The sequence below is a fragment of the Roseibium sp. 10G30-5 genome (genome assembly GCF_055809635.1).
This window is the reverse complement of the sequence record NZ_CM147918.1, coordinates 2737131-2760990: the sequence shown is the minus strand read 5'-3', so window position 1 is coordinate 2760990 and position 23860 is coordinate 2737131. Positions and strand designations below refer to the sequence as shown.

Here is a 23860-nt window from a genome sequence, read left to right as displayed (position 1 = left end):
AAAGGCGGCTTCCGGCCGCCTCTTTCCATATAAGAGCAATCAATACAGTCGCATCAGGATGCGGGGGTTCAGCACCCCGATCGGGCAAGAGACACCCGTACCGCCAATGCCGCAATAGCCATTTGGATTCTTTGCAAGATATTGCTGATGATAATCCTCGGCAAAATAGAACGTCTCAAGCTTGCGAACATCTGTCGTGATGGGATCCTTGATGCCTGCATCGGCAAGAGCAGCCTGATAGGCTGTCTGCGAGGCTTCCGCCCGCGCCAGATCAGCATCATCGGCCACATAGAGCGCCGACCGATATTGCGTGCCCACATCATTGCCCTGCCGCATGCCCTGCGTGGGATCATGGTTCTCCCAGAAGGCTCCGAGGATGGCTTCCAATGACACGACCTTGGGATCATAGACCACCAGCACCACTTCGGTATGACCCGTGCGGCCGCTGCAGGTTTCCTCATAGGTCGGGTTTGGCGTCTGCCCTCCAGAATAACCGACAGCGGTGACATAAACGCCCGGCATCTGCCAGAATATCCGTTCAGCCCCCCAAAAGCACCCCATCCCCACAACAACCATCTCGAGGCCGTCCGGGTATGGCTGTGTCATCCGGTTGCCGTTGACGAAATGTGTTGGCGACAGAGGCAAGGCCGTGTCACGACCCGGCAAAGCCTCACCCGCATCTGGTAGTGACAATTTCTTGGTCAAAAGGCTCATGATCGACATGGTGTACTCCCTTTCGCAGGATAAGGCGCACTCATCACATTGCGTGCAGCCCTGAACGGCATTCATCTTATGGTCAAAGATGGGGCGTCACAGCAGATAGAACAAGGTGAGACGCTGTCCACCATGTGGGCAGGCTTTACACGCCACGGCGCACGCGCCCGACCGCGCCCCTTTTTTGCGGCGGGAATTTCTCAGACGAAAGAAACGTGGCGCTGGCGCCGGGCGTGGCCAATCCAGAGACACAAAGCCCCTACAGGCAAAACGCCAAGGCCCACACTGGCACAAGCAGCGCATGCTGCAACAGAGCACCAAGCCGGCCATGTTGCTGTAAAAGCCAGTCATGCGCCTGTGCAAGTGAGCCTGGCGACACCGCCTGCCAAAGTTCTTCCACATTCAGAAAAACAATCCGCGATTGTCCAATCATGGTGCTGCCGTCGGAAACAGCAACGATGATTGCCAGACCAAGCAGCAGGAACCCTGCACCGCGCAGGAGAAATCGGAAAAATGCAAACACAACGCTTCTCCAAACAACTCAACTGATTGGCCCATGACCCATGCAACGGCCACCGTTAGCAACGGACCATTTCCACCGCCTTTGAGCACCGCCAGACTGTGGCGTCATAAACGACTTCAAAAGGCCGGAGCAGATTTACCAAACGGCACCCTACGGCAGTTCGCCACATTCGTGCAGAGCACTACCACATTTTCGCCACATCATAACAGATCAAAAATGAAGCATTTCTGAAGCGAAAAATTTGAGGGCGCGTCGGTTGTTGCCCGGCTTGCCCGACGGCTTCATCCACAGGCGGAGGACTTGAACGAGAAAAGATAAAAGACATCTTGCACTTCGCTCATGCCTGCGTATATTGCGCCTCCATTAGGCGAGCATTTCGCCGGTACGGACAGGTGGCCGAGTGGCTGAAGGCGCACGCTCGGAACGCGTGTATACGGGCAACCGTATCGAGGGTTCGAATCCCTCTCTGTCCGCCAGATTTCCTTTTTGACTTCCTTAAGTTACTGATTTTAAAGAGTTTTATTTTTCGTGTGACCCGGAATGTGACCCGAAAATAAAACGGAATCCCGAGTTCCGGAAAACCCCATCTCCACGTACGACCCCTGATATTTGGTTGGCTTAACAGCGCAGCAGCGTCTCACGCTTTATTATCAGTCGCGATGTCATCGACAACTGACGTGCATCCGTCACGCAGTGAACCCACGCAACCGAGTTACTGCTTGCAGTCGCGCCACTTAAGGCGGTGCGACCACCGAGGGCATTTTGGCAAACCGACAAGCCCCGGAGGCTGTCAGTCGCGTAAGGCAGCCACTGCGCGAATTTCGACCTTGAGCTCCGGTCGGCTCAATCCGGAAATTCCAATGATCGACTAAGGCAGGAAAAGGGCTTTTTATGAACCTCTGTTTGGCCTCCATGAAGTCCGGAAGCGTATTTTCGATGTCCACATGATAACTGGTGACATCAACAAGGTCGGTAAAATCCAAGCCTGCGATTTTCAGCAATTCCTCAATGCGCTTTAATGCCCACTCCGTCTGATCCGCGACCGCGTCAGGAGCGCTTCCGTCCGGACGCGCTCCGATCTGTCCGGATATAAAGAGAAGTCCCCGCGACTTGACCGCTGGTGAGAACCCGTATTTTTCAAAGGCCGCGCGATAGCCTTCAAACATTTCATTCCCTTGCGGTATCTGGAGAATTTCAGACGTCACGAGTTCACCTTTCATTATAATTCCAAGTCGGAAGACCGCCATGCCAATCTCTGCTCATTGCTCCGCAAGGCTTACAGCCCGCACCAAGCAAAGAGTCACGGATTTTCCAGTCAACAGGTGCCTTCAAGCTGCGGGACAGTGTTATTCCTGCGCAGGTTCATGTTCCTGAGCGCGATACTCCACGCTGCGCAGGCTGTTCAGGGCCGACACGGTTCCTTCAGGACGCAGAGCAAGATCCGGTCTTATGGGCAGAAGAGCAAGTCGGCGCTCGTCTCCCGGCATCAGATGAAAATAATTATCCACGGAGCGGAATGCAGGATCGTCGACATGCACATGGTAGGCGGCAACCTCCGTGCGGATGACCAGAGACCAGCCCGTTGTCGCCTCCCCTTCGAGACAGACAGTGAGTCCCGTTTGGCGTCGCTGCGCCACCACATCGGACAACACATGAAAAGCGCGCGCCAGAACGGCGCCATCATCGCCCTCGAACCGCAGTGCGGTCACTTCATGCGCAGCAGGGCCAAACTTGTAGGCGTGGGTAAGATCAAAGAAGGCGCCGATCAGATCAAAGGCCGACAAAGCAAGAGCACCATGTGCGGGAACCTCCACCGGCTTACGACCTGTAACAACCGGCGTCGCGCCATCGCGCAGGCAACTCAGCATCAATGCGCCCGAAAGCGGCTTGTCCGTATCATTGATCAGATTGACCCCAAGTCCGTTAACGCCCTCATCCGTTATGCAGAGACGCAAGGGCCGGAAAGCCCGCTTCATGGCATACCAGACCGATTTGGGGCGACCGGTTGCGTCCACCGCCCCCCACCCGGCCCCGACGACAAAATCTCTCCAGAACAACGTCAATGCGCCGGAATTGATCGATCCCGGACGACGCCATTCATCAAGCGTACGCTCGAAAACCTCCGCGATGGCCGCGCGCGACAGATCAAGGTAACGCTGCGGGTTCTCCAGCCTGAGCGCACGGGCAGACACATCGAACAAAAGCTCGAGATAATGATCCCGAACATCTTCGAAATCCCAGGGCGATCCGGCATCGCGCGGGGTCCGCGCCTTCCAGTCGGGAGAGTGCAGAGAAACACCGGGCAAGGTCTGATCCAGCGTGACCGGTTCCGGGATATTGGCAAAGGCAAGGCACTCGCTGGCAAAGCCGACATCCGCGCGGCGGGCATCTTCCAACGGGCGACAATAAGCACCCACACCGTAGTAATGTGTCGGCCCACCCTCTGCGGTAAACGGCAGGCTGCCCCCACACGGCGACGAAGCGATCTGTACCAGATCCGGGCGAATTTTATCAGCAACCGGCACCACAATCTTCTCGAACCATGCTGTCGGATCGAGTGTCTGCGGCACCCCCATCATGGCGGCCTGTTGGGCGATTTCGCTCCCGCCACACAGCACCACCAGCGACGGGGAGCCTTGCAGGCGCGTCAGCAGGGACGCGACTTCTGCATCCAGTTCGGCACACCACGTCGCATCGCGGACAGGATAATCAAAATTGGCAAGCATGAGATCCTGCCACACCAAGATTCCAAGCTCGTCACACAGTTGATGAAACGCATCGCTTTCATACACAAAGGTGCCCGCGACACGCAGCATGTTGACGCCAGCCTCACGCGCCAACCGCAGATCAGGTTCGACGGCATCGCGTTGATCCGGCAAGCGCACCAGATCACCTGGGGTCCAGACCGAGCCTCGGCAGAAAATCGGCATACCATTGATCAGCAGGCGAAATGCGCGTCCGTTCGCGCCGCGATCCAGCCCCAGACTGCGAAAGCCAACACGCCCGAGACGTTGGGCCGGCTGATCCTCCATAACCACATGCACATCATGCAGCACCGGCGTTCCATGCGTGTGTGGCCACCAGAGAGCCACGTCATCGATATGAACCTGAGCGGCGAGATGCATCCCCTTGCCGGCAAGCAAGGCCTCAACGCCAGCGCAATGGACGTGCGCCTGCACACCTTCAGGCAAAGGACTATTCAATGTCAGGTCAACGAACAGCGTACCCCGTGTGCCTTGCACGTCTGTTCGCAAGCGCGTATCCACGATGGCGCAGGCTCCCCCTTGCGAAGCAAGCGGACCGGACGCCACAAGCCGATCACATCGACCGGCGGACACCAACCGGGCATATGACCAATCAGCGTCGTGCGCAGCAAGCGCAACCGCTGATCATCCATCATGCGCGGGCGCCATCGTGCCCGAGGCCCTTTCAGGGTTTCAAGATACCGTGTGAGACTGCGAAAGACGACGAACAGCGTATCGTCGCCATCCAGATTCAAATCCACGTCGCAGGGCGTAAACATCGACGTTGATGTCGCCAGAAGATCATCATTCAGATAAATCTCGGCAATGCCCGCAAGCCCATCGAAGCGCAACCGAAACGCGCCGCTCTGCTGAAGCCTCAGGCGATACCAGACATCTTTGTCATGCAAAGGCGTGGGTGTCTCGCGCGACCATAAGCCATGGTCTTCAAGACTTGCCGCCACCGTCGCCTGGACAGCGTGCAGAAAGCCAATGATCATCGAGCAGATGCGTTGGAGGACGGTCAATAGCCTGCGCGGGCGTGATATTCAGCTCCCAACCGCCATGAAGGTGGTCGGCAATCTCAAATGTAAGTGTGTCGTGCATGCTTTTCCTGTCCCCTGTCGGGGTCACGACACGAGCGCTGCGGGAATGCCGCGCGATCTCGCTGAACTCAGGTTTTCCAATTCCACCACGATAACATCATAGGCTTCGACCATAGGTGTCAGCATGTCTTGCAAGCCTTCGAAACGCTTGCGCGCCATCGCTCTGGCAAGCTTGAACTGCATCACCTTTGCAGTTTCCGCAATCTGTCTGGCGGCAGAGCAGGCAGTGTCAACGTTACCAAATCCCTGACTTCCAAGCCATGCGATATGACTGGCCAGAAGCTCGAAATTAGCTCCAAGCTGACGCAGTGTATTGAAGGCATAGGTATGAAAATATTCAGGCGCGCGATCTGTCAGGGCGATGATCTGATCGGTAAAAACATCCTGATAGCAGGCGATCGGATTGCGGACCGGACGGCGCGCAAGGTGCTTTGACAACAAGCCAATCGCCTTTTCGGCAAGGTCAGCCTGATCGACAGCATGATCGAATTTCATGAATTCGGAATAAGGAAACAGCGGCAAGCCCGGACCTGCGTCCTGCGGTGCGAACAAGGCATCATAATCCTCGCCCTCAAGCATGAAATATCCAGCATTGTGGAAGTATTCCATCCGCCGGGCAGCCGGGTCGAGCGCGTTGATACCAATGGAGGATTTACCGTGTGTCAGTCTATAACCAACGCCACGGGTATCGGGCAGATAAAAGGAATCCACTTCCACCATCGGCAATCGGCCACGCCCAATCTGCGTCAGGATGCGGGCATCCAGCCGATCAAATACCGCCAGTTCTTCAATCTCGACGCCAAACAAGGTCTGGAGATCCGCCGTCTGAAATTTGAAGAAGGTAAAATGATCACCTTCGAAATCCTGCGCCAGCGTAAATCCGAGAGCCGCCTGAGACTCAAAGCCTTTCGCATGCAGAACTTCGATCAACAGGTCAACATAGCAATTGGTCTCCGGCCAGAACCGCTCCCCCTCATGCAGAGCACTCGATTGGTAGCCTGCAGGCTCCACCCCGGAAATGACCTTTTGCATGGTTCAGTCTCCCCACAAAACGTCGCGCACGTTCTGTGGTAAGGTCTCGGCATCCGTTCCGTAGTGACTGAAGAGGGCCAGCGCGATGCGCTCCAATCCAAAACCGACACAACCGGTATGACATGTACTGCCATCGGCAAAATGAATGCCCCAGGTATGACCGAAGTGATCCTGATGGTTGTTGAAGGACAGACACGCCGTCGGTTTTTCTTCCGACGTCACCGGAATAACAAGTTCGAATTTCAGCGCCTGATCCAACTGACTGTTGGCCATCATTTTGCCACTGCGCCCGAAAAACGGATCGTTGGCAACGATAACGTCACATGGCAGACCCAAGGACTCGATGATCGCCTTGCCGCGCTCTTTCCAGAGGTTCTGGAAGGCGATGACCTGCTCTGCCGTACCGATACGCACATATTCGCGCTGACGAAAAAGCTGCATACGCGCCGGGTCTTTTGAGGGCTCATGTCGGAAACAATAGGACGACAGCTCGTAAAGAAGTCCGCCTTCCGGTACGTCGCCTTGCTTGGCGACGGTCGGATACAGCGGATAGCAAGCAGCCGGCGTCAGCGCGACAGCCGTTGCCTGTTGTTTCTGTGTCCAATCCTCTCCCTCAGCCATCAGGCCAAGCATTTCCATGTGGTCACGCTCGTTGCCCATAAAGGAGTGCACACACCCGGCCAACTGCGGAAAGTTCTGCATGTAGCCGCTGGTTTCGAGCATGGCGCGCGCCATGCCCGGCGGGAAATGCACACGGGTTGCTTTTTCGGCACCGCCCACCTTCAGCACAATCTTCTCAAAACGCTCGATCACGTCTTCAAAAAGACCCGAACGGCCGTACAGTCCATCCACACCGCTTTCGAACAGAATGCCATCATCGAACAACGTGTCGAGAAGGCTCTTGGTGTCAATATCGGTGCTCATGTTACATCCCGAGGCTGGTGTCGAACTGGCTCATCAAAAGCAGTGTCGAGGTATTCGAATGGATCCGATCATTGGAAATCATGACGGCGGCCGACGTGACATCACGCAAGTGACGCCCGACGCTGAACGGCGTGCCGTTCTTGTAGCCAAGGATGCCAGTGATCAGCATGGTCAATTGCACGACGTCGCGAGCCTTCTCGCTGGACGCCACTTTGAGGGCATTGATTTCCGCAGCAAACCCCATCGATGACAGATCGTCATCGTCACGTTGGGCTATCTCAAAACGGCGGATAGCCGCGACAAGATGCCCTTTCATTTCTTGCAGCTTTGCTGCGGCCTCTGACAGGCGCAAGGCACCTGGCGGTGTGATATTTGGCTGCTTGCGCGCGGCCTGCTTGACGAAATTGCGGGCACGGGCGAAGGCCTCGGCGGCGATGCCAAACCGGGTCGCCGCCCAATAGATATGCGACGTGGCCAGCATGGACTGCGCCGCGATCTCGGAAAACGACTTGGTGAATATCTGATCCACCGACCCGGAAGCCTTTAGCAGAAACCCATCGGAGCAGGTGCCACGCATTCCCAGCGTGTCCCAGTTGCTCCGGCGCTCCAGTTCCATGCTGTCATCATGCGGCAGCAGCAAAATCACCTGATCAGACAGCGCGGCATCGGCATTGCGTCGGGCCGTCGCAAGAATGGCATCGGCATAACCGCCATAAGAGATGACCGTTGCTTCCTTGGTGAGCGTGAACCGCCCGTCGGCAACCTCAACCGCGCAGATACTGTTGCGCAGGTTACCGCCAATCCCCGCCTCAGACGTGGCCGAGGCCAGCAGCAACTGCCGCGCCGAAATCTCGCGCATGTAACTGCACAGCCAGTCCGTGCGACCACCGTCTGTAGAAAGACTGGAAATCTGAATCTGATGCATGCCATAGATCATGGCGCTCGACCCGCAGGCCTGAGCGAGCAGAACAATCAGCTCGGCGATCTCGCCTGTTGTCAGCCCCTCACCGCCAAACTCGACAGGAAGGCCAACGTGCATCAAGCGTTGCTGCTTCAGCGCATCAATGGTCTCATGCGGAAAACGGCCGGAATGGTCAACGTCATCGGCATGAGCCTGCGCAACGGCCGTGACCAGCGCCATCCGCGACTTGGCATCCACTGTGCTGGTGATGGACTGAGCAATTTCTTGTGTTTCCAAGGTGCTCATCGCATCACGCCGCTGCGTCTGTCAGCTGCGTGACAGCTGAAGAGATATTATTGATCGAGGCGAAAGTTCGCCGCGTCAACATTGTTTCAGGGAATTCAATGTCGAATTCCTCTTCGATTGCCAGCATCATCTGAACAGATGCAAAAGACGTCAGCCCGGCATCATAAAGGTTCTCGTCATCGGAAAGCTTTGCGATATCGATCGGAATCAGATTGTTCTGAGCAAGCAATGTACGAATACGCTCAATCATGAGTAAAACCATTTCTTGTCAATAGCGTCGAAGACACGTCATCCGCCCGTTTCGGGCTCAACTTTAACGAGAGCAAATATGCCAAGGTCAGGTTAATCTAACCTTATGAAATGAAATTCACGCGAAGTCAGGATCGTGAAAATCACCCTGTACAATTTGACAGAGGCGGCGCAGTTTTCAGGTTCGATTGGTGTTTCAAGACCATAGCAGCACTCACTTGCGCCGGTCCTCTTAAGAGGCAACGCTTGAAAAAATGTCACTGCCGGTGGTTTCACCTTTACTTATCGCGCTTTTTTGAAGATCAAGAGCTTTATTACGGCCCTTTCACTCGCCTTTCCTGTCAATTATTGAGCGTCCTGATGCACCAGATTATTTACGATACGCAGCAACGTGGCGGTGAAAACGTCTTCGTTCATGATGAAGCATCCGAGCAACCGAAAAGCTATTGGCATTTACTGCGAGATCTGTGCCTTGAAGCAGGCTATGACATCAAGACTCCGGCTCATTTTCAGGGCGGCGAAGTCTCCTGGATCATTTTTCAAAATCTGCCAGCATCGCTCGCGCCAAAGAACCAGCGCCTTGTTCGCCGGCTGAAACGGTTGCTCAAGACACCCAAATTCTACGAGCGCAGCTTGAAAGAAAAACTGTGTTCCCAACGTGCTCTGATCTTGCTGGAGCCCGCTGTGGTGTCTCCCGAAAATTACGACACAGCGCTGCATGAGCCTTTCTCAATTGTCTTCACTATGGAGCGACGACCTTCTTGAGCAGGGCGGCAAATATCGAGAAATCGTCTACCCACAGGCAGAGTTTGATCCGATCCAAAATCCCGAGCCTTTCGAAACCCGGAAATTCCTGTGCAATTTTTCAGGCAACAAAACGTCCACGCACCCGCAAGAACTATATTCCGCCCGCGTTGATATGATCCGCTATATGGAAGCACATCATCCTGATGACTTCGATCATTACGGCCCCGGATGGAGCGACGCTTACCCGTCATGGTGCGGCGCGGTCGACGACAAGAAGAGCACGATGGCCGGGTATCGCTTCAATCTATGCTACGAGAATATGCAAGGCGCGCGCGGATATCTGACGGAAAAGCTCTTCGATACCTTTCATGCGGGCGCTGTGCCGATTTATTGGGGCACACCTGACATCGCAGAGCGCATTCCACCTGAAACCTTCATCGACCGCACCCAATTCGCCTCCAATGAGGCGCTTGTGCAGCATCTCAAGGCAATGCCAAAATCGCTCTGGGAAGCCTATCATGCTGCAGGACAAGCCTATCTGCAAAACAGTGCCTATGACCGCTACCGGACCAGTGGGTTCTTCCAGTTGCTGAAAGCCGGGCTAAACCTTTAGACCAAAGTCTGACACTTGCCGGTTTATTCAAACCACATCGGTACGATAGACAGAGCAAGCAACAGCGCGAGGGAAATATTGAGCAGACGCCAATGCTTTTCTTTGCGCAAGCGTTGAGCCAGTGTCTGACCAGCCAGACTCCAGACGGAGAGCGAGAAACACGCTCCAGCGACAAAAAAAACGGCGAGCAGGACGGCCAGATGCAAAGGCGCTCTGGCCAGTGTCGCAAAAAGAGCAACAGCTCCCAAGGTCATCGCCCACCCCTTTGGGTTGGACATCGCCAGACCACATCCGGCAACGAAGCGTGTTGGCCGTGCCATATGTGTCGACAGATGCGGAGATCCACTATGGCCGATTTTCCACGCCAGCCACAAAAGGTAAGCGGACCCTAAGGCTTTCATTGCTAGGAGCAATGTCGGTTGGGCCAGCAACAAGCTTCCCAATCCCAGAGCAACCGCCGCAGCCATAATCGCCAGACCACAGGCAATACCGACGATCAACGGCAGCGATCGGCGATAACCGAAATGTGCGCCCGAAGCGAGCGCCATTGTGGTCGCCCCGCCCGGCGTGATCGTTGCCACCACGATAAAGACGACAAGCAAACCAATTTGTGCAGACATATCAGTTACCTTTAACAGCTAGCGCGACGATAACAACGCCAACTTGTTTGCAAAAGCGCATATTGTGCAAGCCACACATAAGCATCTATAATGACCCGATGAGCAGTAACCTCGACATCGCTTTACTACGCGCCTTCGTTGCGACTGCTGACCATGGCAGCATGACCGCCGCAGCCAATGCCTTGAACCTCACACAAAGTGCTATCTCACAGCAGATCGCTCGGCTTGAAGCCCACTCAGATGCCTTGTTTTTGCGCGAGAAACGTAGGTTGCGCCTGACCAACAGAGGCGAAAAACTGCTGTTGGGAGCAAGAAACCTGATTGCCGCCCATGACGATCTCTGGAGTGAGATCACCGGCCCAACCGCCAGTGGTCAGATCAGACTGGGGGCACCACCCGACCTTGCAGGGACGTTGCTCGTTCCGATCCTCAAACGCTTCAATCAAGAGCACCCGCATGTGGATGTGGCGCTGACATGCCTATCGTCAGGTCAGTTACAGGACGCGCTCGCCAAAGGCTCGATTGATCTTGCGGTGTTCGAACAAGGAGGGCGAGCACAGGGGCCAGGCTGCTTGCGGTATGAGAAACTGGTCTGGGTCGGAACCCAGGGGGCACCGCTCATACAAGAACGCCACTTCCGGTGTCGCTTGTCGACAGAACCTGCGCATTTCGTCCCGTTGTTTTGGCAGCGTTGGCCGCCGCCCATCGTGATTGGCGCAGCCAGTTCGAAAGCGGAAGTCAGGATGCGACCCATGCAACCGTGCGTGCTGATCTTGCCGTCATGGTCGCCCTACAATCCATGATCCCTCCTGATCTCTTGCCTTTGCAGCACGATGCCTGCGGCTTGCCGGAACTTCCCATCTTCAGCATCATCTTGCAGGAAGCCAAAGGAGCCGCATCACCAGCGCAGCGAGAGCTTTCCCGCCAACTTCGACAAGGCTTACGACGCGATGGCGATGGCCCATCAGTAAGCACACGAGAGCCGCAAACCACTCTCGCACAAGCCCTGTCTGAAAATTCCAAGCAATACATTGAATACTGAGAGCTGCGTGACCAGTCGTCCGGCTCTTTTGCCAAAGGCTTCCTCACTCAAAATCCGCATGGCAGGAACGCTTATCGCATCTGAATTGTTCTTCTCCTGAGACCGCGTTCTACCCGGCTTGAAGACTGTGTCAGGCCGTAGAGAATGCAATGGACGATGTACTAGGTGCGCGCCCATAAATGCATTTTATAAGGCCACGCCCTAATCTGGAGTGGAGTTCGGAATTTTGAACTCAATAGGAGACGGAAATGCCTGATTTGAAAGATCCCAGCCTTTTCAAGGAGGCCTGCCTGATCAATGGTGACTGGCGAGGGGCCTCCGGCGACATCACCGAAGTCATCAACCCTTTTGACAAGAGCCATCTGGCCAATGTGCCTGCGTTCGGTAAGTCAGAAACCGACGAAGCCATCAAACACGCTGAAACAGCCTTCAAAAGCTGGTCGAAACTGGCCGCAAAAGATCGCACCAAGATCCTGCGCCGCTGGTTTGATCTGATTGTCGAAAACGCGGATGATCTGGCCGCCCTGATGACCGCTGAACAGGGCAAACCGCTTGCGGAAGCCAAGGGAGAAGCCCTTTACGCCGCATCTTTTGTGGAATGGTTTGCCGAAGAAGCCAAGCGCACCTATGGCGATACGATACCGGCTCCCACCACCGACAAACGCATCCTCGTGCTCAAGCAACCGATTGGCGTTTGCGCTGCAATTACGCCCTGGAACTTTCCAGCGGCAATGATCACCCGTAAAGCCGCTCCAGCTCTTGCAGCCGGATGTACCATGATCGTCAAACCCGCGCAGCAAACACCCCTGACAGCCCTGGCCCTTGGCGAATTGGCGCAACGGGCCGGCGTGCCGGCCGGTGTCTTGCAGATCCTGACGGGTAAAGCCAGCGACATCGGCGGCGCGATGACGGCCTCCGACACAGTGCGCAAACTGTCCTTCACGGGATCGACCAAAGTCGGCCGTCTGCTGATGGAACAGTCCGCTCCGACGATCAAGAAACTCGAGCCTGGAATTGGGCGGCAATGCTCCCTTCATCGTCTTTGACGATGCCGATCTGGACGCCGCCGTTGAGGGGGCCATCGCTTCCAAGTACCGCAATGCCGGGCAGACTTGTGTCTGCGCGAACCGGATTTATGTGCAGTCCGCTGTCTACGATGCCTTTGCGGAAAAGCTTGCAGCCAAGGTCAAAGATCTGCCCATTGGGGAAGGCACCGAAGATGGCGTTCTCATTGGTCCATTGATTGACGACGCTGCTATTGAAAAGGTTGAAGATCACGTCAAGGACGCCATCGCCCAGGGCGCAAAGATCATTCTTGGCGGTGAGCGATCCGACAAGGGACCGACATTCTTCCAGCCAACCGTTCTCACGGAAGTGACACAAGACATGAAGATGGCGCGTGAAGAGACCTTTGGGCCAGTGGCCGGGCTCTTCCGCTTCGAGACGGAAGACGAGGTCATTGCCATGGCAAATGACACTGAGTTCGGCCTAGGCATCCTACTTTTATACCGAAGATGTACGTCGCACCTGGCGCGTTGCCGAGGGTCTCGACTACGGCATTGTCGGTCACAACACCGGCCTGATCTCCAATGAGGTTGCTCCGTTCGGCGGGGTCAAACAGTCGGGTCTTGGCCGCGAGGGATCTCACTACGGCATCGACGAATACCTGGAGATCAAATATCTCTGCTCCCATATCGGCTAATCGAGGCTGATAGGGCCATACTCCCACACATCAAGAAGATCGGCGGCTCCCAAAAGACCCGCCGATCTTTTTCGTCGACCTCAACACCGAAGGTCTTGGTACGGCTTTCAAATACCAGACCTTATCGGAACGTCTTAAAGCTTGTCGAAAACAGAGCCCATGCGCGGGCTGAAAAAGCGTTCGTAGGTCTTCAGCAGAAAACTGTCGGTCATGCCCGCGACATAATCGCAGATGATCCGCAACTTGTCGTCGGCCTGCTCGTAGGTGACGTAGGTCTCCTTGGGAAGAAACCGCGGGTTGGTCTGAAAGACTTCGAACACCGAGACCACCATCTGCTGGCCCTTGAATTCGAGATGCTGCACGGATGGGCTCTGGATCACCTCGGCAAAGACAAGATCCTTTAGCGCGTCCACCACCTGAAGAGCTCCTTGGTCCAGTCGGATCCGGTAGCGCAATAATGGCTCCTCGAATGCTGCATCCTCTTCGAGGCGGCAATGCATGACGAAATAACCAATCAGGCGGTTTATCGCATATTTGCGGGCGGCCCCATCGCCAAACAGCTGGTCCACCAAACGCGAATAGACATTGTTGCCATAGTCTTTCGAAAAGCGGTCGGTGAGATAATCCAGATAATGCTTGCAGCTCTCCGGTGACACGTGGCGCTCGAAATCCTTGCGCCCGATCAGATCCAGCGCGAGCATGTCCTCAAAGTCATGCACGCCATACGAAATATCATCAGCAACATCCATGATCGAACAGTCGAGCGACTTATGACATGTCTTGCCGTGCTTGAGCATGCCGGCCTCGCCATCAAGCGGCGGTACGAACTCGGTGAACCTGCTCCGGTCCGCCTCACTGAGAGGCGACAGGATCCAGTCGACCACATCCTGCTCACAATCCATGAAACACTTGGGCGGACGGGATGCCTTGCGATCAATCAGCGACACGACAGATGGACCATGCTCCAGCCCAGCAGCGGCCCCACAAGCTTGCTGTAGCTGACCGGATATTTCAACGTGCCGAGCAGAGTGCGCCGGGTAAGCTGGGACCCCTCTTGTGGTGAAAACTTCTCCAGCCGCGACAGAATGCGCAGGGTTTGGCCATTGCCCTCAAAGCCGCCCGTCGCCGTTCTCATGCAATAGTTCAGCGCCACTTCGCCACCATGCCCGAACGGTGGGTGGCCAAGGTCATGGGTGGAACCAATGGCGCTGGATCAGCGGCAGGTCCGGCAGCCAAGTGGTCGCCGGATGATCCGGGTTATCGGCCCGAAGCTGACGGGTCACGCTGGAGGCGACCTGTGCCACCTCAAGAGAATGCGTCAACCGTGTACGGTAGAAATCACTGTCGCCAATGTTGAGGATCTGAGTCTTGCCCTGAAGCCTGCGGAAGGACGCAGAATGGATGATCCGACCATAGTCGGTATCCCAATTGCTGCGCGCATCCTTCGGACTTTTACGCCAGTCTCCCTGACGTGCTTCCCAGACATTTGCGGCAGGGTTTTCCGGCGCAGTTTCTACGGGGTTTTCCAAGACCTGCCACTCCACATTTCACGGTGTCACACATCATCATAACGAACGGCCCGGATGCAACAAAGCACCCGGGCCACAGAATCTCTTGGCAGAACGCTGGTTCGCCGATGCCTCCCATCAACATCGGGTTGCCCCTTGCCTGAAAGCCCAAAGGCAACTGCGTCACGCAGCCTTGCAAGCCCCTGGCACAGCAAAGCCATGACAATCGAGATCAACCGCCGAAAAAGATCAAACCGGAAGTTCGGAAATCCCGCCGTTGTCAGCAGACCACTTGACCGGCTCATGCAGGAACTTTTCAACTTCCGACAGCACGTTCGGCGCAAAGGCGTTCTGGGCCTTGGCCACCTCGAGAACATCCCGCCAGGTTGCCAGATAGTGCAGACGCATCCCGGCGTCTTGCAGCTTCTTGGGCGCGTAGTCGAAGATGTCGTAGTAGAAGACGGCAAACGTATCGGTGACCGTTGCGCCGGTCTTGCGGATTGCTTCGGCGAACTTGATCTTGCTGCCGCCATCGGTCGTCAGATCTTCCACCAGCAACACGCGTGCATTCTCAGCCAGATTGCCTTCGATCTGCGCATCGCGGCCAAAGCCCTTCGGCTTTTTGCGAACATACTGCATTGGCAGGCCAAGACGTTCCGACAGCCATGCAGCAAACGGAATACCGGCTGTTTCACCACCAATAACCGCATCAAACTGCTCGAAGCCGATCTCCCGGAAAATCACCGAGGCTGCAAAGTCCATCACCGATGAACGAATACGCGGATAGGAAATCAGCTTGCGGCAATCAATATACACCGGGCTGGAAAGACCAGAGGTGAATGTATAAGGCTGATCGGAGCGAAAATGGACCGCATTGATTTCCAGCAGCATCTTGGCCACCATTTCGGAAATCAGTTTGCGGTCCGGATAAGTATTGGAGAACATGGGAGTGCGTCCTGCGTAAATTCAAATTGCCCTTCGCTATCAACTTTCGCAGGACATAGCCACTCTAAAGTTTGACAGTCCAGTGAATCTTGACACCAGGATCAAACACCGTCACCGGTCCGTCACCCGTTTCAATACGAGCCGGGAAAAACTGTGGCGCCTCATGTTTTTCAAGCGTCAGCGTTTCCTCATTCACCGACAAGCCGTAGAAAGCAGGTCCATTCAAAGAGGTAAACGCTTCCAGCTTGTCCAGCGCCGCATCCTCCTCAAAGACATGAGCCAGGCAGGCCATTGTGTTCGGAGCACTGAAGATACCCGCGCAGCCGCAGCCGCATTCTTTCTTGGGATCCACATGCGGCGCAGAGTCCGTGCCAAGGAAGAAGGTCTTGTCGCCAGACGTCGCGGCGTCCCGAAGCGCAAGACGATGCTTTTCACGCTTGGCCACTGGAAGGCAGTAAAAATGCGGCTTGATGCCACCAACCAGAATATGGTTGCGGTTGATCATCAGGTGGTGTGTCGTGATCGTCGCCGCCAGAGTGTCGCCACCGGAACGGGCATAGGCGACCCCTTCTTCCGTGGTGATATGCTCCATCACCACTTTCAGGCCCGGCACCCGACGGCGCAATGGATCAAGAACAGTCTCGATGAAGACGGCTTCCCGGTCGAAAATATCAACGTCCGCATCGGTGACTTCGCCATGGACACAAAGCGGGAGACCGATTTCGGCCATACGCTCCAGCACCGGCTGCACCTTGTCAAAATCGCGCACACCACTTTGCGAATTGGTCGTAGCTCCTGCGGGATACAGTTTCACAGCCTTGATCAGGCCAGAGCGAAACCCCTCCTCCACATCATCAGCATCGGTGGTCTCCGTCAGATACAGCGTCATCAGTGGCGTGAAGCTAGCGTCCGGGGCAAGGGCTGCCATGATACGATCACGGTAAGCTGTGGCATCCTGTGTGGTGACAACCGGCGGCACCAGATTGGGCATGATGATGGCGCGGGCAAAATGCTCGGCCGTGTACGGCAGGACGCCCTTGAGCATATCCCCATCGCGCAGATGCAGATGCCAGTCGTCCGGTTTTCTGAGTGTCAGCTGTGTCATGATGCTTTCTTGAGGTACTCGTAGACAATATCGGAAGCCGCAAGGAAATCATCCAGTTCCATTGCCTCGGCTGGATTGTGCGACCCGTTGCGGTTTCGCACGAATACCATGGCAGAGGGCACCCCTGCACCTGCAAAAACGGCGGCGTCATGGCCAGCACCACTCGGCATGATGAAAGGCTCACTGGCCGGCCGCCGCCATTGCCTCGCTCAATTGCTCGACAAGGCCCGCATCACAGATGGCAGGCTCAACGCGCATTTCCTGACCCAACTCGAAATGCACCTTGCGGTCTTTTTCCACCTGGCGGATTTCACTCTTGAGCAGTTCCCGCATGGCATCCAGCGTGCGTGCCGACTGCGAGCGAATATCCAGTGAGAAAGTTACGTCATCGGGGATGCGCGACAAGCCGTGCTTGGCCGGATCCGTGTAGAGAATGCCACTGGTGAGCACCAGATCATCCCCCATGTTCAGGATCGTCGTCCAGCTTTCGTCCAGTCGCACGAGTAGGTCCGCCGTTGCCAAAACAGGGTCCTTACGGAAAGCCTTGGGCACGGCACCCGAGTGCCCGGCCTCACCTGTACATTTGACACCTCTATAACGGATGTTGCCACGGATTCCCGAGACAACGGCGGCGGGCAGGTTCTTGCCGATTAACAGCGGCCCCTGCTCGATATGCAATTCGATGTAAGCCTTGATCCGCGAGACATCCATCAACGGCTTGCCCGTACGAATATCATCAACCGGCAGGCCGATGTCTGCCATATGATCACCAAGAGTCCGCTGGTCGCCCTTGTTCAGCGCTGTAAATTCACTCTCCTGCAACGTGCCTGTCAGCACCTTGGAGCCGATGTAACACGGCCCGAACCACGAACTTTCCTCGCCCCGCATGGCCAGAACATGGACCGGAACAGGGAACCGGAGACCGGCGCGTCGAGCGCGCACAAGGCACAAAAGACCCGTCACGATACCAGCGAGACCATCAAAGTTGCCACCATGGGGCACGCTGTCTGCATGCGACCCGACAACAACAAACTCCTCCGCCTCTCGATCATCTGGCAGAGAAAAAACCGCATTGCAGCCAGCGTCATACCAGACAGCCAGACCTTCCGCGCACGCTAGCTCTTCAAGATACTTCAGCGTCTTTGTTTCAAGGTCGGAAAAAGCAGGACGGCTGACGCCTTCCACGTCAACGGTCATATTGCGAATATCATCGAAGATCTTTGCGACGAAAGCATGGTCCAGCTCAAAATTCACGTCAGACGCTCCTGCATGAACATTCATGATGCGGCCCTCGCCATTTCCGGATCTTCGCTGGCGCCTGCGCCGATCAGAGAGCCGATCAATTCGCGGGCCGATGAAATGCCCTGCTCCTGCAGCCACACTTCAAGTCCTTCGATCAACGTGATCATCGCGGTCGGATGCAGAAAGGTTGCCGTTCCCACCTGCACCGCAGAAGCCCCGGCAATGAGGAATTCAACAACATCCTCGACCGTGGAAATGCCCCCACAGCCGATCACCGGGATCTTGGTCGCATTTGCACACTGGTAAGCCATGCGCAGAGCGATCGGCTTCAGGGCTGGCCCTGACAGCCCTCCCATGAGATTGCCCAGCTTCGGCTTGCGGCTGTAAACGTCGATTGCCATTGCCAGAACGGTATTGGTCACCACCAGAGCATCAGCCCCCGCCTCTTCCGCAGCGCGCGCGACATCTGGCACCTCGCCCGTATTCGGCGTCAGCTTGGCCCACAACGGCAGGTCGGTTGCCTTGCGCAGCGCGCTCATCACGTCATGGGTCGATGACGGACGGATGGCGAAAGCCTTGCCATCATCCTCGATATTGGGACAGGAAATATTGACCTCGATGGCGGCCACGCCATCGACACTCACCTGCTTGCACAGGGAGGAAAATTCCTCAACCGTACTGCCGGAAATGCTCACCACCAGAGGCGTGTTGTACTTCTGATAAAATGGCACCACGTTTTCGAGAAAATACGATGCGCCCTTCGAGGGAATGCCGATGGAGTTCAGCATGGCATTGCGTACTTCACAGACCCGTGGCGTCGGGTTGCCGGTACGCAAACCCTGCGTGATCGTCTTGGTCACATGCGCGCCGAGACGGTCCAGGTCGAACACATCCTCCAAATCCTCGGCAAAGGTGCCTGAAGCCGGCATGATCGGATTTTTCAGTGTCAAGCTGCCAACGTCAACAGACAGGTCGATCATGCAATGGCCTCCATCATGTCGAACACGGGGCCTTCACGACACACCCGCAGGTTGACGACTTCGTTGTCGCGATTGAACGGGCGAACGCAGCAGTGGCACAAGCCGATGCCACAGGCCATTTGCTGTTCCAAAGCCACCTGACCTGGAATGCCGTGGCGCTTGCCCACTTCCTGCAACACCCGCAACATGCGCTTGGAGCCGCAGGTGTAGAGTGAGTCAACCTGACCAATGGCGATCAGATCCTCAAGCACACTAATCAGGTTTTCAGGACCAGATGTGCCCTCGTGATCTGTCAGGGTAATGATCTTTGCTCCAAGAGCTTCGAAATAGTCGAGCGACATCAGGTAATCAGGATGGCGAGCACTACAGACCGCTACCAGTCGACGGCCGAGACGGTTGGCTTCAAGAGCCAAAGGGGCCAGCGTTGCCAGACCAACACCGCGTGCCACCAGAACAAGATCCTTCCAGTCCGGGGCGATTTCGAAAGGCTTGCCGAGAGGGCCGAAAACATTGAGGGTTTTGCCGGGTTCAAGCGTTGACAGCGCACGGGTTCCAGCCCCCGTCACCTTGTAGAGGAAGTGCAGTTCTTCCGCTTCCGGATAAAAGCCGTAGATGCTCATCGGACGCCGCAAGAAAGGCTCTTCGCCAGTCACATCCGGGCATAGCAAGTGAAAGAACTGGCCTGCGTGACATTGCTCCAGCAGATCACGCGGAGCCCGCAGCACGAGCTGGCGATACTCTGCGTTGACCGGCGTGTTGGAGATCACATCCAGTGCAATTTCGAAAGAGCGGAAACCGGTTGGAATACGGTCCACCGTGACGTGCTTTTGCATGAAACTCACCCAAAGACAAGATGCGGCAGGAACGTCGAGATCCCCGGCACATAGGTAATGATGGCGAGCACAACCAGGTTGGTCACAATGAAGGGCCAGAGACCGGAAATGATCGTCATGACAGGTTTTTGCAGGGTCGATGAGGCCACGAAAATATCGAGCCCGAATGGCGGCGTAATCATGCCGATGGAGATGTTCAGCGTCACGATCATGCCGAAGTGAACAGGATCGATCCCTAGGGCCTGCGCCACAGGAAACAGCGGTGTCACCAGAATAAGCTGCGCCGAATTGGGGTCGATGAACATGCCGGCAATCAGGAAGCAGACGTTGACGATCAGCAGGAACAGGATCGGCCCCGCGTCCACCGAATGCAGGAAGCTGATGATATAGGTCGGCACCTGCGCCAGCGTGATGAAGTAAGACAACAGCGAGCCCATCGCCAACAGGATGAAGATGATAGCGGTTGCGACGGCCGCCTTCTCGGTGATGGCGAACAATTTACTAAAGGTCAGCTCCCGGTAGATGAGGCCTTCGACGAAGATCGAATAGACCACGGCCACCGCTGCGGCCTCTGTCGGCGTGAAGAAGCCGGAATAAATTCCGCCCAGAATGATGACGGGCATCCCCAAGGCCCAGCCAGCACGTCGGATCGCAAGTGCGCGATCTTTCCAACTGGTGCGCTCGCCACGAACGACCCCTGTACGACGCGCTTCGATGGCCGTGATGACAGCAAAGGCAAGTCCCAACACGACGCCAACAGCAAGCCCACCGACGAACAGCTTGGCGACCGAGGTTCCCGTGATCCAGCCGTAGATGATCAGCGTGATCGAAGGCGGGATAAGCAGCGAGGTCTCCGCGCTCGAAATAATCAGGCCAAGCGAGAATTTCTCCCGAAAGCGGCTCGCCTGCATTTCAGGAAAAACCATTTTGGCAATGGCCGCCACGGTGGCCGGAGCAGAGCCGGACACCGAGCCAAAGACCATCGACCCGCCAATGGTGGTGTAGCCCATACCCCCGCGCAGATGGCCAACGAAGGCCTTCACCAACGCGATGAGACGGCGGGCGATCTGCCCCTCGCCCATCAGACAGGCAGCGAAGATAAAGAAGGGAATGGCCAGCAACGTTGTATGGTCGATGCCACCGAGAATTTTCTGCGGCAGAACTTCGCTGCGCAGAAGACCGTAAAAGGATTCCTTGATGATGATCACCGGCACACCGAGCACCAGGAACATCTCGAAACCGACCACCAACATGATGACGGCAACGGCGATCGCAAGAAGCAGAAGCATTATTCGTCTCCCGTTTCCTGACCATTGTAGCGGTCAATCACACTGAAAATACTGAGGAAATACCGCAACCCCATGAGCGCAAAGCCAATAGTAGGTGCCAGATAGATCCAGAAAATCGGAATGCCCAGAGTCGGGCTGCGCTGACCCATCTGATGGATGAACGCCGTCATTTTCCAGCCGAGGAAAGCCAGATAGACGCAGAACAGAAAGCCGATGATGTCAATGATCCGGCGCAGCGGAATCCTGGTCTTCGCTGCGATACGATCACGCCACGAGAAGACACCAACATGGCGGCCCTGATCCATAGCCAATCCAACACTGAAGAAAACCAGGAACAATCCCAGCAGCCGGACGACTTCTTCGATCCAGCTCATGTTGGTGGCAAAGTCGCCCCCGATCTCTCGGGAGACGACATTGAGGAAAAAGAGCGCAACCATCAGGAGAAAAATCGTGATGGCTGCGAAACGCTCAGCTTTTCTGAGCAAGGTCAGTAAGATCAAAGCCGATCTCCGGAAAAAGGAGGCCCTTCCGAACCCCTTCTCCCCGGGATTCGGCTTATCTTTCAGGTAAATGTCTGGCGCGAGGTGTGATCACCCCTTGTTATTCTGCCATGACCTTCTTGTACTGCGATTCATAGATGTCGATGAGGTTCTGACCTTCATCGCCAGCCTGACGCAGGTATGCGGCGCGTGCTGCAGGATACATGTCGCCACGGAACTGCTTCTTCTCGGTGTCCGACATGACGCTGACGTTCATGCCATGCGACTTGACTTCCTCAAGCGCAGCCTTGACAGCGGCAGCCTTGTGCTCGATGAGACCCGGAACAACTTCCTGGAAAGCATCGGTGATGATCTTCTGATCCTTCTTCGGCAGGCTCTGCCACCATGCCGGATTGAACAGGATCACGTCTTCCATTGCACCATGATTGGACACAACGAGGTTCTTCTGAACTTCGTAGTATTTCATGCGCTGAATGGTATCGAGCGGGTTTTCTTCAGCGTCGACAACGCCGGTCTGCAATGCCGTGTACAGCTCGCTGAAAGCCAGCGGAATGGCACTTGCACCAAGGCTTTTGAATTGCGCCTGAAGGATTTTCGAGATCCATGACGCGGAATTTCTGACCCTTGAAGTCATCGATGTTGGCGATCGGCTTGTTGGATGTCAGATCCTTGCGACCATTCGGCCACAGGCCAATACAGGTAACACCATGGGAGGAGAAGGTGTCACAGACCGCCTGTCCGAACGGACCACTGCGCAGCTCTTCAGCCTTCTTGTCGTCATTCGGGTACAGGAAAGGAATATCAAGAACGGAGACAGCCGGATTGAAACCACCGAGGAAAGCTGCCGGAGCAACGGTTGCTTCAAGCGTACCGAGCTGAACGCCTTCATTCATTTCACGCTGAGAGCCGAGCTGACCTTGCGGGAAAATCTTGAATTCGACTTCACCGTTGGTGCGCTTCTTGACGAGCGCTGCAACTTTTTCAAGATAAACGTTACGGGACTGCTTCGGAGATTCCAGATGACCGATCTTTGCAACATACTGGGCAGCGAAGGCACCCGATGCGTAGGTCATGCTGACGAGGGAGATAGCCGCCGTAGCGGTAAACTGCTTAAGAAATTTTTTCATGTTTCCGCCTCTGATGTGGAACGGAAAGACTAGAAACGTTCTCCAAACGAGTCAAATAAAATCTCAAAAAATAGACAATTCTCAATATTGATTAAAAACCTTGCAAAATGCAAATTTTAAAGGCATTGCCGCGGCGCAGGAACGCCCTATAAACTCCTGTCAAAACCCCTCAACTCCGGAACGTGTCTTGTCCTATAAAAACCCCATCAGCTTTAACGATATTGGTGCAAGATTAAGAGCTTACAGGATTGGAAAGGGTCTGACACCGGAAACACTCGCCGAAAAACTCGGCATTTCCCGTGCAGCCCTTTACCGGGCGGAGAAAGGCGAAATTCGCAAAATTGAGACGTTGACCAGCATTGCAGACGAATTGAACGTCTCCCTGCCCAGTTTAATGGGCGTCGGTGTTGAATATATCGACAATGCATTGGCCTTCTTCGAAAGGATGCGACAACTCGAGGAGGACTGCGAACAGGTGATCGGTCTGTTCAGTCCCATTTCCTACCTGCTGACCTCCGACACCTATGATGCGGTTCTGGAAGAAGTGCTGCATGACGCACCGGGCGATGCTAAGGGCAAAGGACACGATCTCCCGCCTTCTGCACATTCTGAGACAGCGCAAGGAAACCTTTCGTCTGCAACGACCGCTAATCGTCAGCCTGGTCGCCTCTGCCGATATGGAACGGTTTCTGCTGCATGGTCTGGTGGGGCGTTATGATCTGTCCGAGACGACAGTTGCCGAGCGGCGGCGGCAGGCCCGCACAGAGGCACAACACATTCTTGCAATGGTGCGAGAGCAGCCGATGGGCATTCAAATCGGGCTCGTGCGCGATTCCGTTCCAGCCACCAGTTTCCAGATCTTCCGCCAGAAAGATCGCGCGGTGCTGGCCATCAGCCCCTTCCGGCTTGGCGAGCAGCCCAACATTCAGATTGGCGTTGCCCTGATCACCTCTGCCCCCGAGGCCATGTCGCTGCATGAAAATATCGCGCAGGACCTTTGGGACAAATCGCTGAAAGGCGCAGAGGCCGAAGCCTTTCTCGAAATCATGATCGAGAAATACGCCATCAAGGATTGAGGGCCCGATCTTGCTCGCGCCTCCGTCCGGCAACC

The 23860-nt window shown here is 55.6% G+C and carries 29 protein-coding genes, 1 tRNA gene and 1 pseudogene; 7 read left to right on the top strand and 24 right to left on the bottom strand.

All coding sequences use genetic code 11. From position 1 onward, the window contains the following. Window positions 1-39: 39 nt before the first annotated feature. Complete coding sequence (gene msrA, locus AC0L7U_RS14000; RefSeq protein ID WP_473695834.1) at window positions 40-714, bottom strand: peptide-methionine (S)-S-oxide reductase MsrA; 675 nt, start codon at window positions 712-714, stop codon at window positions 40-42. A gap of 259 nt (window positions 715-973) precedes the next feature. Then, on the bottom strand, window positions 974-1237 hold the full coding sequence (locus AC0L7U_RS13995) for a hypothetical protein (RefSeq protein ID WP_473691532.1): 264 nt from the start codon (window positions 1235-1237) through the stop codon (window positions 974-976). A gap of 386 nt (window positions 1238-1623) precedes the next feature. Between AC0L7U_RS13995 and AC0L7U_RS13990 the strand changes: the two genes are divergently transcribed. Next, a tRNA-Ser gene (locus tag AC0L7U_RS13990) sits at window positions 1624-1713 on the top strand. A gap of 258 nt (window positions 1714-1971) precedes the next feature. On the opposite strand, the gene AC0L7U_RS13985 is transcribed toward AC0L7U_RS13990, so the two are convergent. From AC0L7U_RS13985 to AC0L7U_RS13950, 8 genes are all read right to left on the bottom strand, one after another. Then, complete coding sequence (locus AC0L7U_RS13985; protein WP_473691530.1) at window positions 1972-2457, bottom strand: Rid family hydrolase; 486 nt, start codon at window positions 2455-2457, stop codon at window positions 1972-1974. Between the two features lie 126 nt (window positions 2458-2583). Next, window positions 2584-4491: a glycoside hydrolase family 2 protein gene (locus AC0L7U_RS13980; RefSeq protein ID WP_473691529.1), complete on the bottom strand. Its 1908-nt coding sequence runs from the start codon at window positions 4489-4491 to the stop codon at window positions 2584-2586. Beyond that, window positions 4443-4943: a glycosyl hydrolase 2 galactose-binding domain-containing protein gene (locus tag AC0L7U_RS13975; RefSeq protein ID WP_473691527.1), complete on the bottom strand. Its 501-nt coding sequence runs from the start codon at window positions 4941-4943 to the stop codon at window positions 4443-4445. Before AC0L7U_RS13975 ends, AC0L7U_RS13980 begins: the two co-directional genes overlap by 49 nt. Next, window positions 4927-5085, bottom strand: coding sequence for a hypothetical protein (locus AC0L7U_RS13970; protein WP_473691526.1), 159 nt, complete (start codon window positions 5083-5085; stop codon window positions 4927-4929). Before AC0L7U_RS13970 ends, AC0L7U_RS13975 begins: the two co-directional genes overlap by 17 nt. A gap of 23 nt (window positions 5086-5108) precedes the next feature. Continuing rightward, window positions 5109-6116, bottom strand: a complete 1008-nt coding sequence (locus AC0L7U_RS13965; RefSeq protein ID WP_473691523.1) for a DUF1839 family protein — start codon at window positions 6114-6116, stop codon at window positions 5109-5111. Between the two features lie 3 nt (window positions 6117-6119). Further along, complete coding sequence (locus AC0L7U_RS13960; protein WP_473691521.1) at window positions 6120-7040, bottom strand: amino acid--[acyl-carrier-protein] ligase; 921 nt, start codon at window positions 7038-7040, stop codon at window positions 6120-6122. A gap of 1 nt (window position 7041) precedes the next feature. Beyond that, entirely contained in the window at window positions 7042-8247 is a 1206-nt protein-coding gene (locus AC0L7U_RS13955) for an acyl-CoA dehydrogenase family protein (RefSeq protein ID WP_473691519.1), read from the bottom strand. A 4-nt stretch (window positions 8248-8251) separates the two neighbouring features. After that, window positions 8252-8497, bottom strand: coding sequence for an acyl carrier protein (locus AC0L7U_RS13950; protein ID WP_473691518.1), 246 nt, complete (start codon window positions 8495-8497; stop codon window positions 8252-8254). Window positions 8498-8856: 359 nt separating this feature from the next. On the opposite strand from AC0L7U_RS13950, the gene AC0L7U_RS13945 reads away from it, so the two are divergent. Then, the gene (locus AC0L7U_RS13945; RefSeq protein ID WP_473691516.1) at window positions 8857-9261 is read left to right on the top strand and encodes a hypothetical protein; all 405 of its coding nucleotides are present in this window, start codon (window positions 8857-8859) and stop codon (window positions 9259-9261) included. Continuing rightward, window positions 9230-9856 (top strand): glycosyltransferase family 10 domain-containing protein, encoded by a 627-nt coding sequence (locus AC0L7U_RS13940; RefSeq protein WP_473691515.1) that lies wholly within the window; start codon window positions 9230-9232, stop codon window positions 9854-9856. The genes AC0L7U_RS13945 and AC0L7U_RS13940 overlap by 32 nt, the downstream gene beginning before the upstream one ends. 23 nt (window positions 9857-9879) lie before the next feature. Here AC0L7U_RS13940 and AC0L7U_RS13935 read toward each other — a convergent pair whose 3' ends face one another. Then, complete coding sequence (locus AC0L7U_RS13935) at window positions 9880-10476, bottom strand: LysE family translocator (protein ID WP_473691513.1); 597 nt, start codon at window positions 10474-10476, stop codon at window positions 9880-9882. A 98-nt stretch (window positions 10477-10574) separates the two neighbouring features. Here AC0L7U_RS13935 and AC0L7U_RS13930 point away from each other — a divergent pair, with 98 nt between their 5' ends. Together AC0L7U_RS13930 and AC0L7U_RS13925 are read left to right on the top strand one after the other, a co-directional pair. Next, entirely contained in the window at window positions 10575-11279 is a 705-nt protein-coding gene (locus AC0L7U_RS13930) for a LysR family transcriptional regulator (protein ID WP_473691511.1), read from the top strand. A 487-nt stretch (window positions 11280-11766) separates the two neighbouring features. Then, window positions 11767-13220: pseudogene (locus AC0L7U_RS13925) on the top strand (NAD-dependent succinate-semialdehyde dehydrogenase). A gap of 134 nt (window positions 13221-13354) precedes the next feature. Here AC0L7U_RS13925 and AC0L7U_RS13920 read toward each other — a convergent pair. The 13 genes from AC0L7U_RS13920 to AC0L7U_RS13860 all read right to left on the bottom strand — a co-directional run bounded on the left by AC0L7U_RS13920 (window position 13355) and on the right by AC0L7U_RS13860 (window position 22749). Beyond that, a complete protein-coding gene (locus AC0L7U_RS13920; RefSeq protein ID WP_473691509.1) occupies window positions 13355-14167 on the bottom strand; it encodes a hypothetical protein in 813 nt (270 codons plus the stop codon). Next, window positions 14158-14355, bottom strand: a complete 198-nt coding sequence (locus tag AC0L7U_RS13915) for a hypothetical protein (protein ID WP_473691508.1) — start codon at window positions 14353-14355, stop codon at window positions 14158-14160. Before AC0L7U_RS13915 ends, AC0L7U_RS13920 begins: the two co-directional genes overlap by 10 nt. Before the next feature lie 52 nt (window positions 14356-14407). Continuing rightward, window positions 14408-14749: a hypothetical protein gene (locus AC0L7U_RS13910; RefSeq protein WP_473691507.1), complete on the bottom strand. Its 342-nt coding sequence runs from the start codon at window positions 14747-14749 to the stop codon at window positions 14408-14410. Window positions 14750-14977: 228 nt separating this feature from the next. Beyond that, window positions 14978-15673 carry an orotate phosphoribosyltransferase gene (locus AC0L7U_RS13905; protein WP_473691505.1) on the bottom strand — a complete coding sequence of 232 codons (696 nt, stop codon included), beginning with the start codon at window positions 15671-15673 and terminating at the stop codon, window positions 14978-14980. Window positions 15674-15737: 64 nt separating this feature from the next. Beyond that, window positions 15738-16778: a dihydroorotase gene (pyrC, locus tag AC0L7U_RS13900; protein ID WP_473691504.1), complete on the bottom strand. Its 1041-nt coding sequence runs from the start codon at window positions 16776-16778 to the stop codon at window positions 15738-15740. Then, window positions 16775-16948 carry a M20/M25/M40 family metallo-hydrolase gene (locus AC0L7U_RS13895; RefSeq protein WP_473691502.1) on the bottom strand — a complete coding sequence of 58 codons (174 nt, stop codon included), beginning with the start codon at window positions 16946-16948 and terminating at the stop codon, window positions 16775-16777. Before AC0L7U_RS13895 ends, pyrC begins: the two co-directional genes overlap by 4 nt. Window positions 16949-16958: 10 nt before the next feature. After that, complete coding sequence (locus tag AC0L7U_RS13890) at window positions 16959-18059, bottom strand: M20/M25/M40 family metallo-hydrolase (RefSeq protein ID WP_473691500.1); 1101 nt, start codon at window positions 18057-18059, stop codon at window positions 16959-16961. After that, on the bottom strand, window positions 18056-19000 hold the full coding sequence (locus AC0L7U_RS13885; RefSeq protein ID WP_473691498.1) for a dihydroorotate dehydrogenase: 945 nt from the start codon (window positions 18998-19000) through the stop codon (window positions 18056-18058). The genes AC0L7U_RS13890 and AC0L7U_RS13885 overlap by 4 nt, the downstream gene beginning before the upstream one ends. After that, on the bottom strand, window positions 18997-19833 hold the full coding sequence (locus AC0L7U_RS13880) for a dihydroorotate dehydrogenase electron transfer subunit (protein WP_473691496.1): 837 nt from the start codon (window positions 19831-19833) through the stop codon (window positions 18997-18999). Before AC0L7U_RS13880 ends, AC0L7U_RS13885 begins: the two co-directional genes overlap by 4 nt. A 5-nt stretch (window positions 19834-19838) precedes the next feature. Further along, the gene (locus AC0L7U_RS13875) at window positions 19839-21122 is read right to left on the bottom strand and encodes a TRAP transporter large permease (protein WP_473691494.1); all 1284 of its coding nucleotides are present in this window, start codon (window positions 21120-21122) and stop codon (window positions 19839-19841) included. Beyond that, complete coding sequence (locus tag AC0L7U_RS13870; RefSeq protein ID WP_473691492.1) at window positions 21122-21622, bottom strand: TRAP transporter small permease; 501 nt, start codon at window positions 21620-21622, stop codon at window positions 21122-21124. Before AC0L7U_RS13870 ends, AC0L7U_RS13875 begins: the two co-directional genes overlap by 1 nt. Before the next feature lie 100 nt (window positions 21623-21722). After that, window positions 21723-22169 (bottom strand): TRAP transporter substrate-binding protein, encoded by a 447-nt coding sequence (locus tag AC0L7U_RS13865; RefSeq protein WP_473695832.1) that lies wholly within the window; start codon window positions 22167-22169, stop codon window positions 21723-21725. Beyond that, on the bottom strand, window positions 22117-22749 hold the full coding sequence (locus AC0L7U_RS13860) for a TRAP transporter substrate-binding protein (protein ID WP_473691490.1): 633 nt from the start codon (window positions 22747-22749) through the stop codon (window positions 22117-22119). The genes AC0L7U_RS13865 and AC0L7U_RS13860 overlap by 53 nt, the downstream gene beginning before the upstream one ends. Before the next feature lie 100 nt (window positions 22750-22849). Between AC0L7U_RS13860 and AC0L7U_RS13855 the strand changes: the two genes are divergently transcribed. Both AC0L7U_RS13855 and AC0L7U_RS13850 read left to right on the top strand, forming a co-directional pair. Beyond that, on the top strand, window positions 22850-23467 hold the full coding sequence (locus AC0L7U_RS13855) for a helix-turn-helix domain-containing protein (RefSeq protein WP_473691488.1): 618 nt from the start codon (window positions 22850-22852) through the stop codon (window positions 23465-23467). Beyond that, window positions 23427-23825, top strand: coding sequence for a hypothetical protein (locus AC0L7U_RS13850; RefSeq protein WP_473691486.1), 399 nt, complete (start codon window positions 23427-23429; stop codon window positions 23823-23825). The genes AC0L7U_RS13855 and AC0L7U_RS13850 overlap by 41 nt, the downstream gene beginning before the upstream one ends. Window positions 23826-23860 lie beyond the last annotated feature (35 nt).

What these genes read in the sequence shown, in the direction of transcription:
- msrA (WP_473695834.1), bottom strand. Translation starts at nt 714, where the DNA reads ATGAGCCTTTTGACCAAGAAATTGTCACTACCAGATGCGGGTGAGGCT.
- AC0L7U_RS13985 (WP_473691530.1), bottom strand. Translation starts at nt 2,457, where the DNA reads ATGAAAGGTGAACTCGTGACGTCTGAAATTCTCCAGATACCGCAAGGG.
- AC0L7U_RS13970 (WP_473691526.1), bottom strand. Translation starts at nt 5,085, where the DNA reads ATGCACGACACACTTACATTTGAGATTGCCGACCACCTTCATGGCGGT.
- AC0L7U_RS13965 (WP_473691523.1), bottom strand. Translation starts at nt 6,116, where the DNA reads ATGCAAAAGGTCATTTCCGGGGTGGAGCCTGCAGGCTACCAATCGAGT.
- AC0L7U_RS13960 (WP_473691521.1), bottom strand. Translation starts at nt 7,040, where the DNA reads ATGAGCACCGATATTGACACCAAGAGCCTTCTCGACACGTTGTTCGAT.
- AC0L7U_RS13955 (WP_473691519.1), bottom strand. Translation starts at nt 8,247, where the DNA reads ATGAGCACCTTGGAAACACAAGAAATTGCTCAGTCCATCACCAGCACA.
- AC0L7U_RS13950 (WP_473691518.1), bottom strand. Translation starts at nt 8,497, where the DNA reads ATGATTGAGCGTATTCGTACATTGCTTGCTCAGAACAATCTGATTCCG.
- AC0L7U_RS13945 (WP_473691516.1), top strand. Translation starts at nt 8,857, where the DNA reads ATGCACCAGATTATTTACGATACGCAGCAACGTGGCGGTGAAAACGTC.
- AC0L7U_RS13935 (WP_473691513.1), bottom strand. Translation starts at nt 10,476, where the DNA reads ATGTCTGCACAAATTGGTTTGCTTGTCGTCTTTATCGTGGTGGCAACG.
- AC0L7U_RS13930 (WP_473691511.1), top strand. Translation starts at nt 10,575, where the DNA reads ATGAGCAGTAACCTCGACATCGCTTTACTACGCGCCTTCGTTGCGACT.
- AC0L7U_RS13915 (WP_473691508.1), bottom strand. Translation starts at nt 14,355, where the DNA reads ATGAGAACGGCGACGGGCGGCTTTGAGGGCAATGGCCAAACCCTGCGC.
- AC0L7U_RS13905 (WP_473691505.1), bottom strand. Translation starts at nt 15,673, where the DNA reads ATGTTCTCCAATACTTATCCGGACCGCAAACTGATTTCCGAAATGGTG.
- pyrC (WP_473691504.1), bottom strand. Translation starts at nt 16,778, where the DNA reads ATGACACAGCTGACACTCAGAAAACCGGACGACTGGCATCTGCATCTG.
- AC0L7U_RS13895 (WP_473691502.1), bottom strand. Translation starts at nt 16,948, where the DNA reads ATGCCGAGTGGTGCTGGCCATGACGCCGCCGTTTTTGCAGGTGCAGGG.
- AC0L7U_RS13890 (WP_473691500.1), bottom strand. Translation starts at nt 18,059, where the DNA reads ATGAATGTTCATGCAGGAGCGTCTGACGTGAATTTTGAGCTGGACCAT.
- AC0L7U_RS13885 (WP_473691498.1), bottom strand. Translation starts at nt 19,000, where the DNA reads ATGATCGACCTGTCTGTTGACGTTGGCAGCTTGACACTGAAAAATCCG.
- AC0L7U_RS13880 (WP_473691496.1), bottom strand. Translation starts at nt 19,833, where the DNA reads ATGCAAAAGCACGTCACGGTGGACCGTATTCCAACCGGTTTCCGCTCT.
- AC0L7U_RS13875 (WP_473691494.1), bottom strand. Translation starts at nt 21,122, where the DNA reads ATGCTTCTGCTTCTTGCGATCGCCGTTGCCGTCATCATGTTGGTGGTC.
- AC0L7U_RS13860 (WP_473691490.1), bottom strand. Translation starts at nt 22,749, where the DNA reads ATGAAAAAATTTCTTAAGCAGTTTACCGCTACGGCGGCTATCTCCCTC.
- AC0L7U_RS13850 (WP_473691486.1), top strand. Translation starts at nt 23,427, where the DNA reads ATGGAACGGTTTCTGCTGCATGGTCTGGTGGGGCGTTATGATCTGTCC.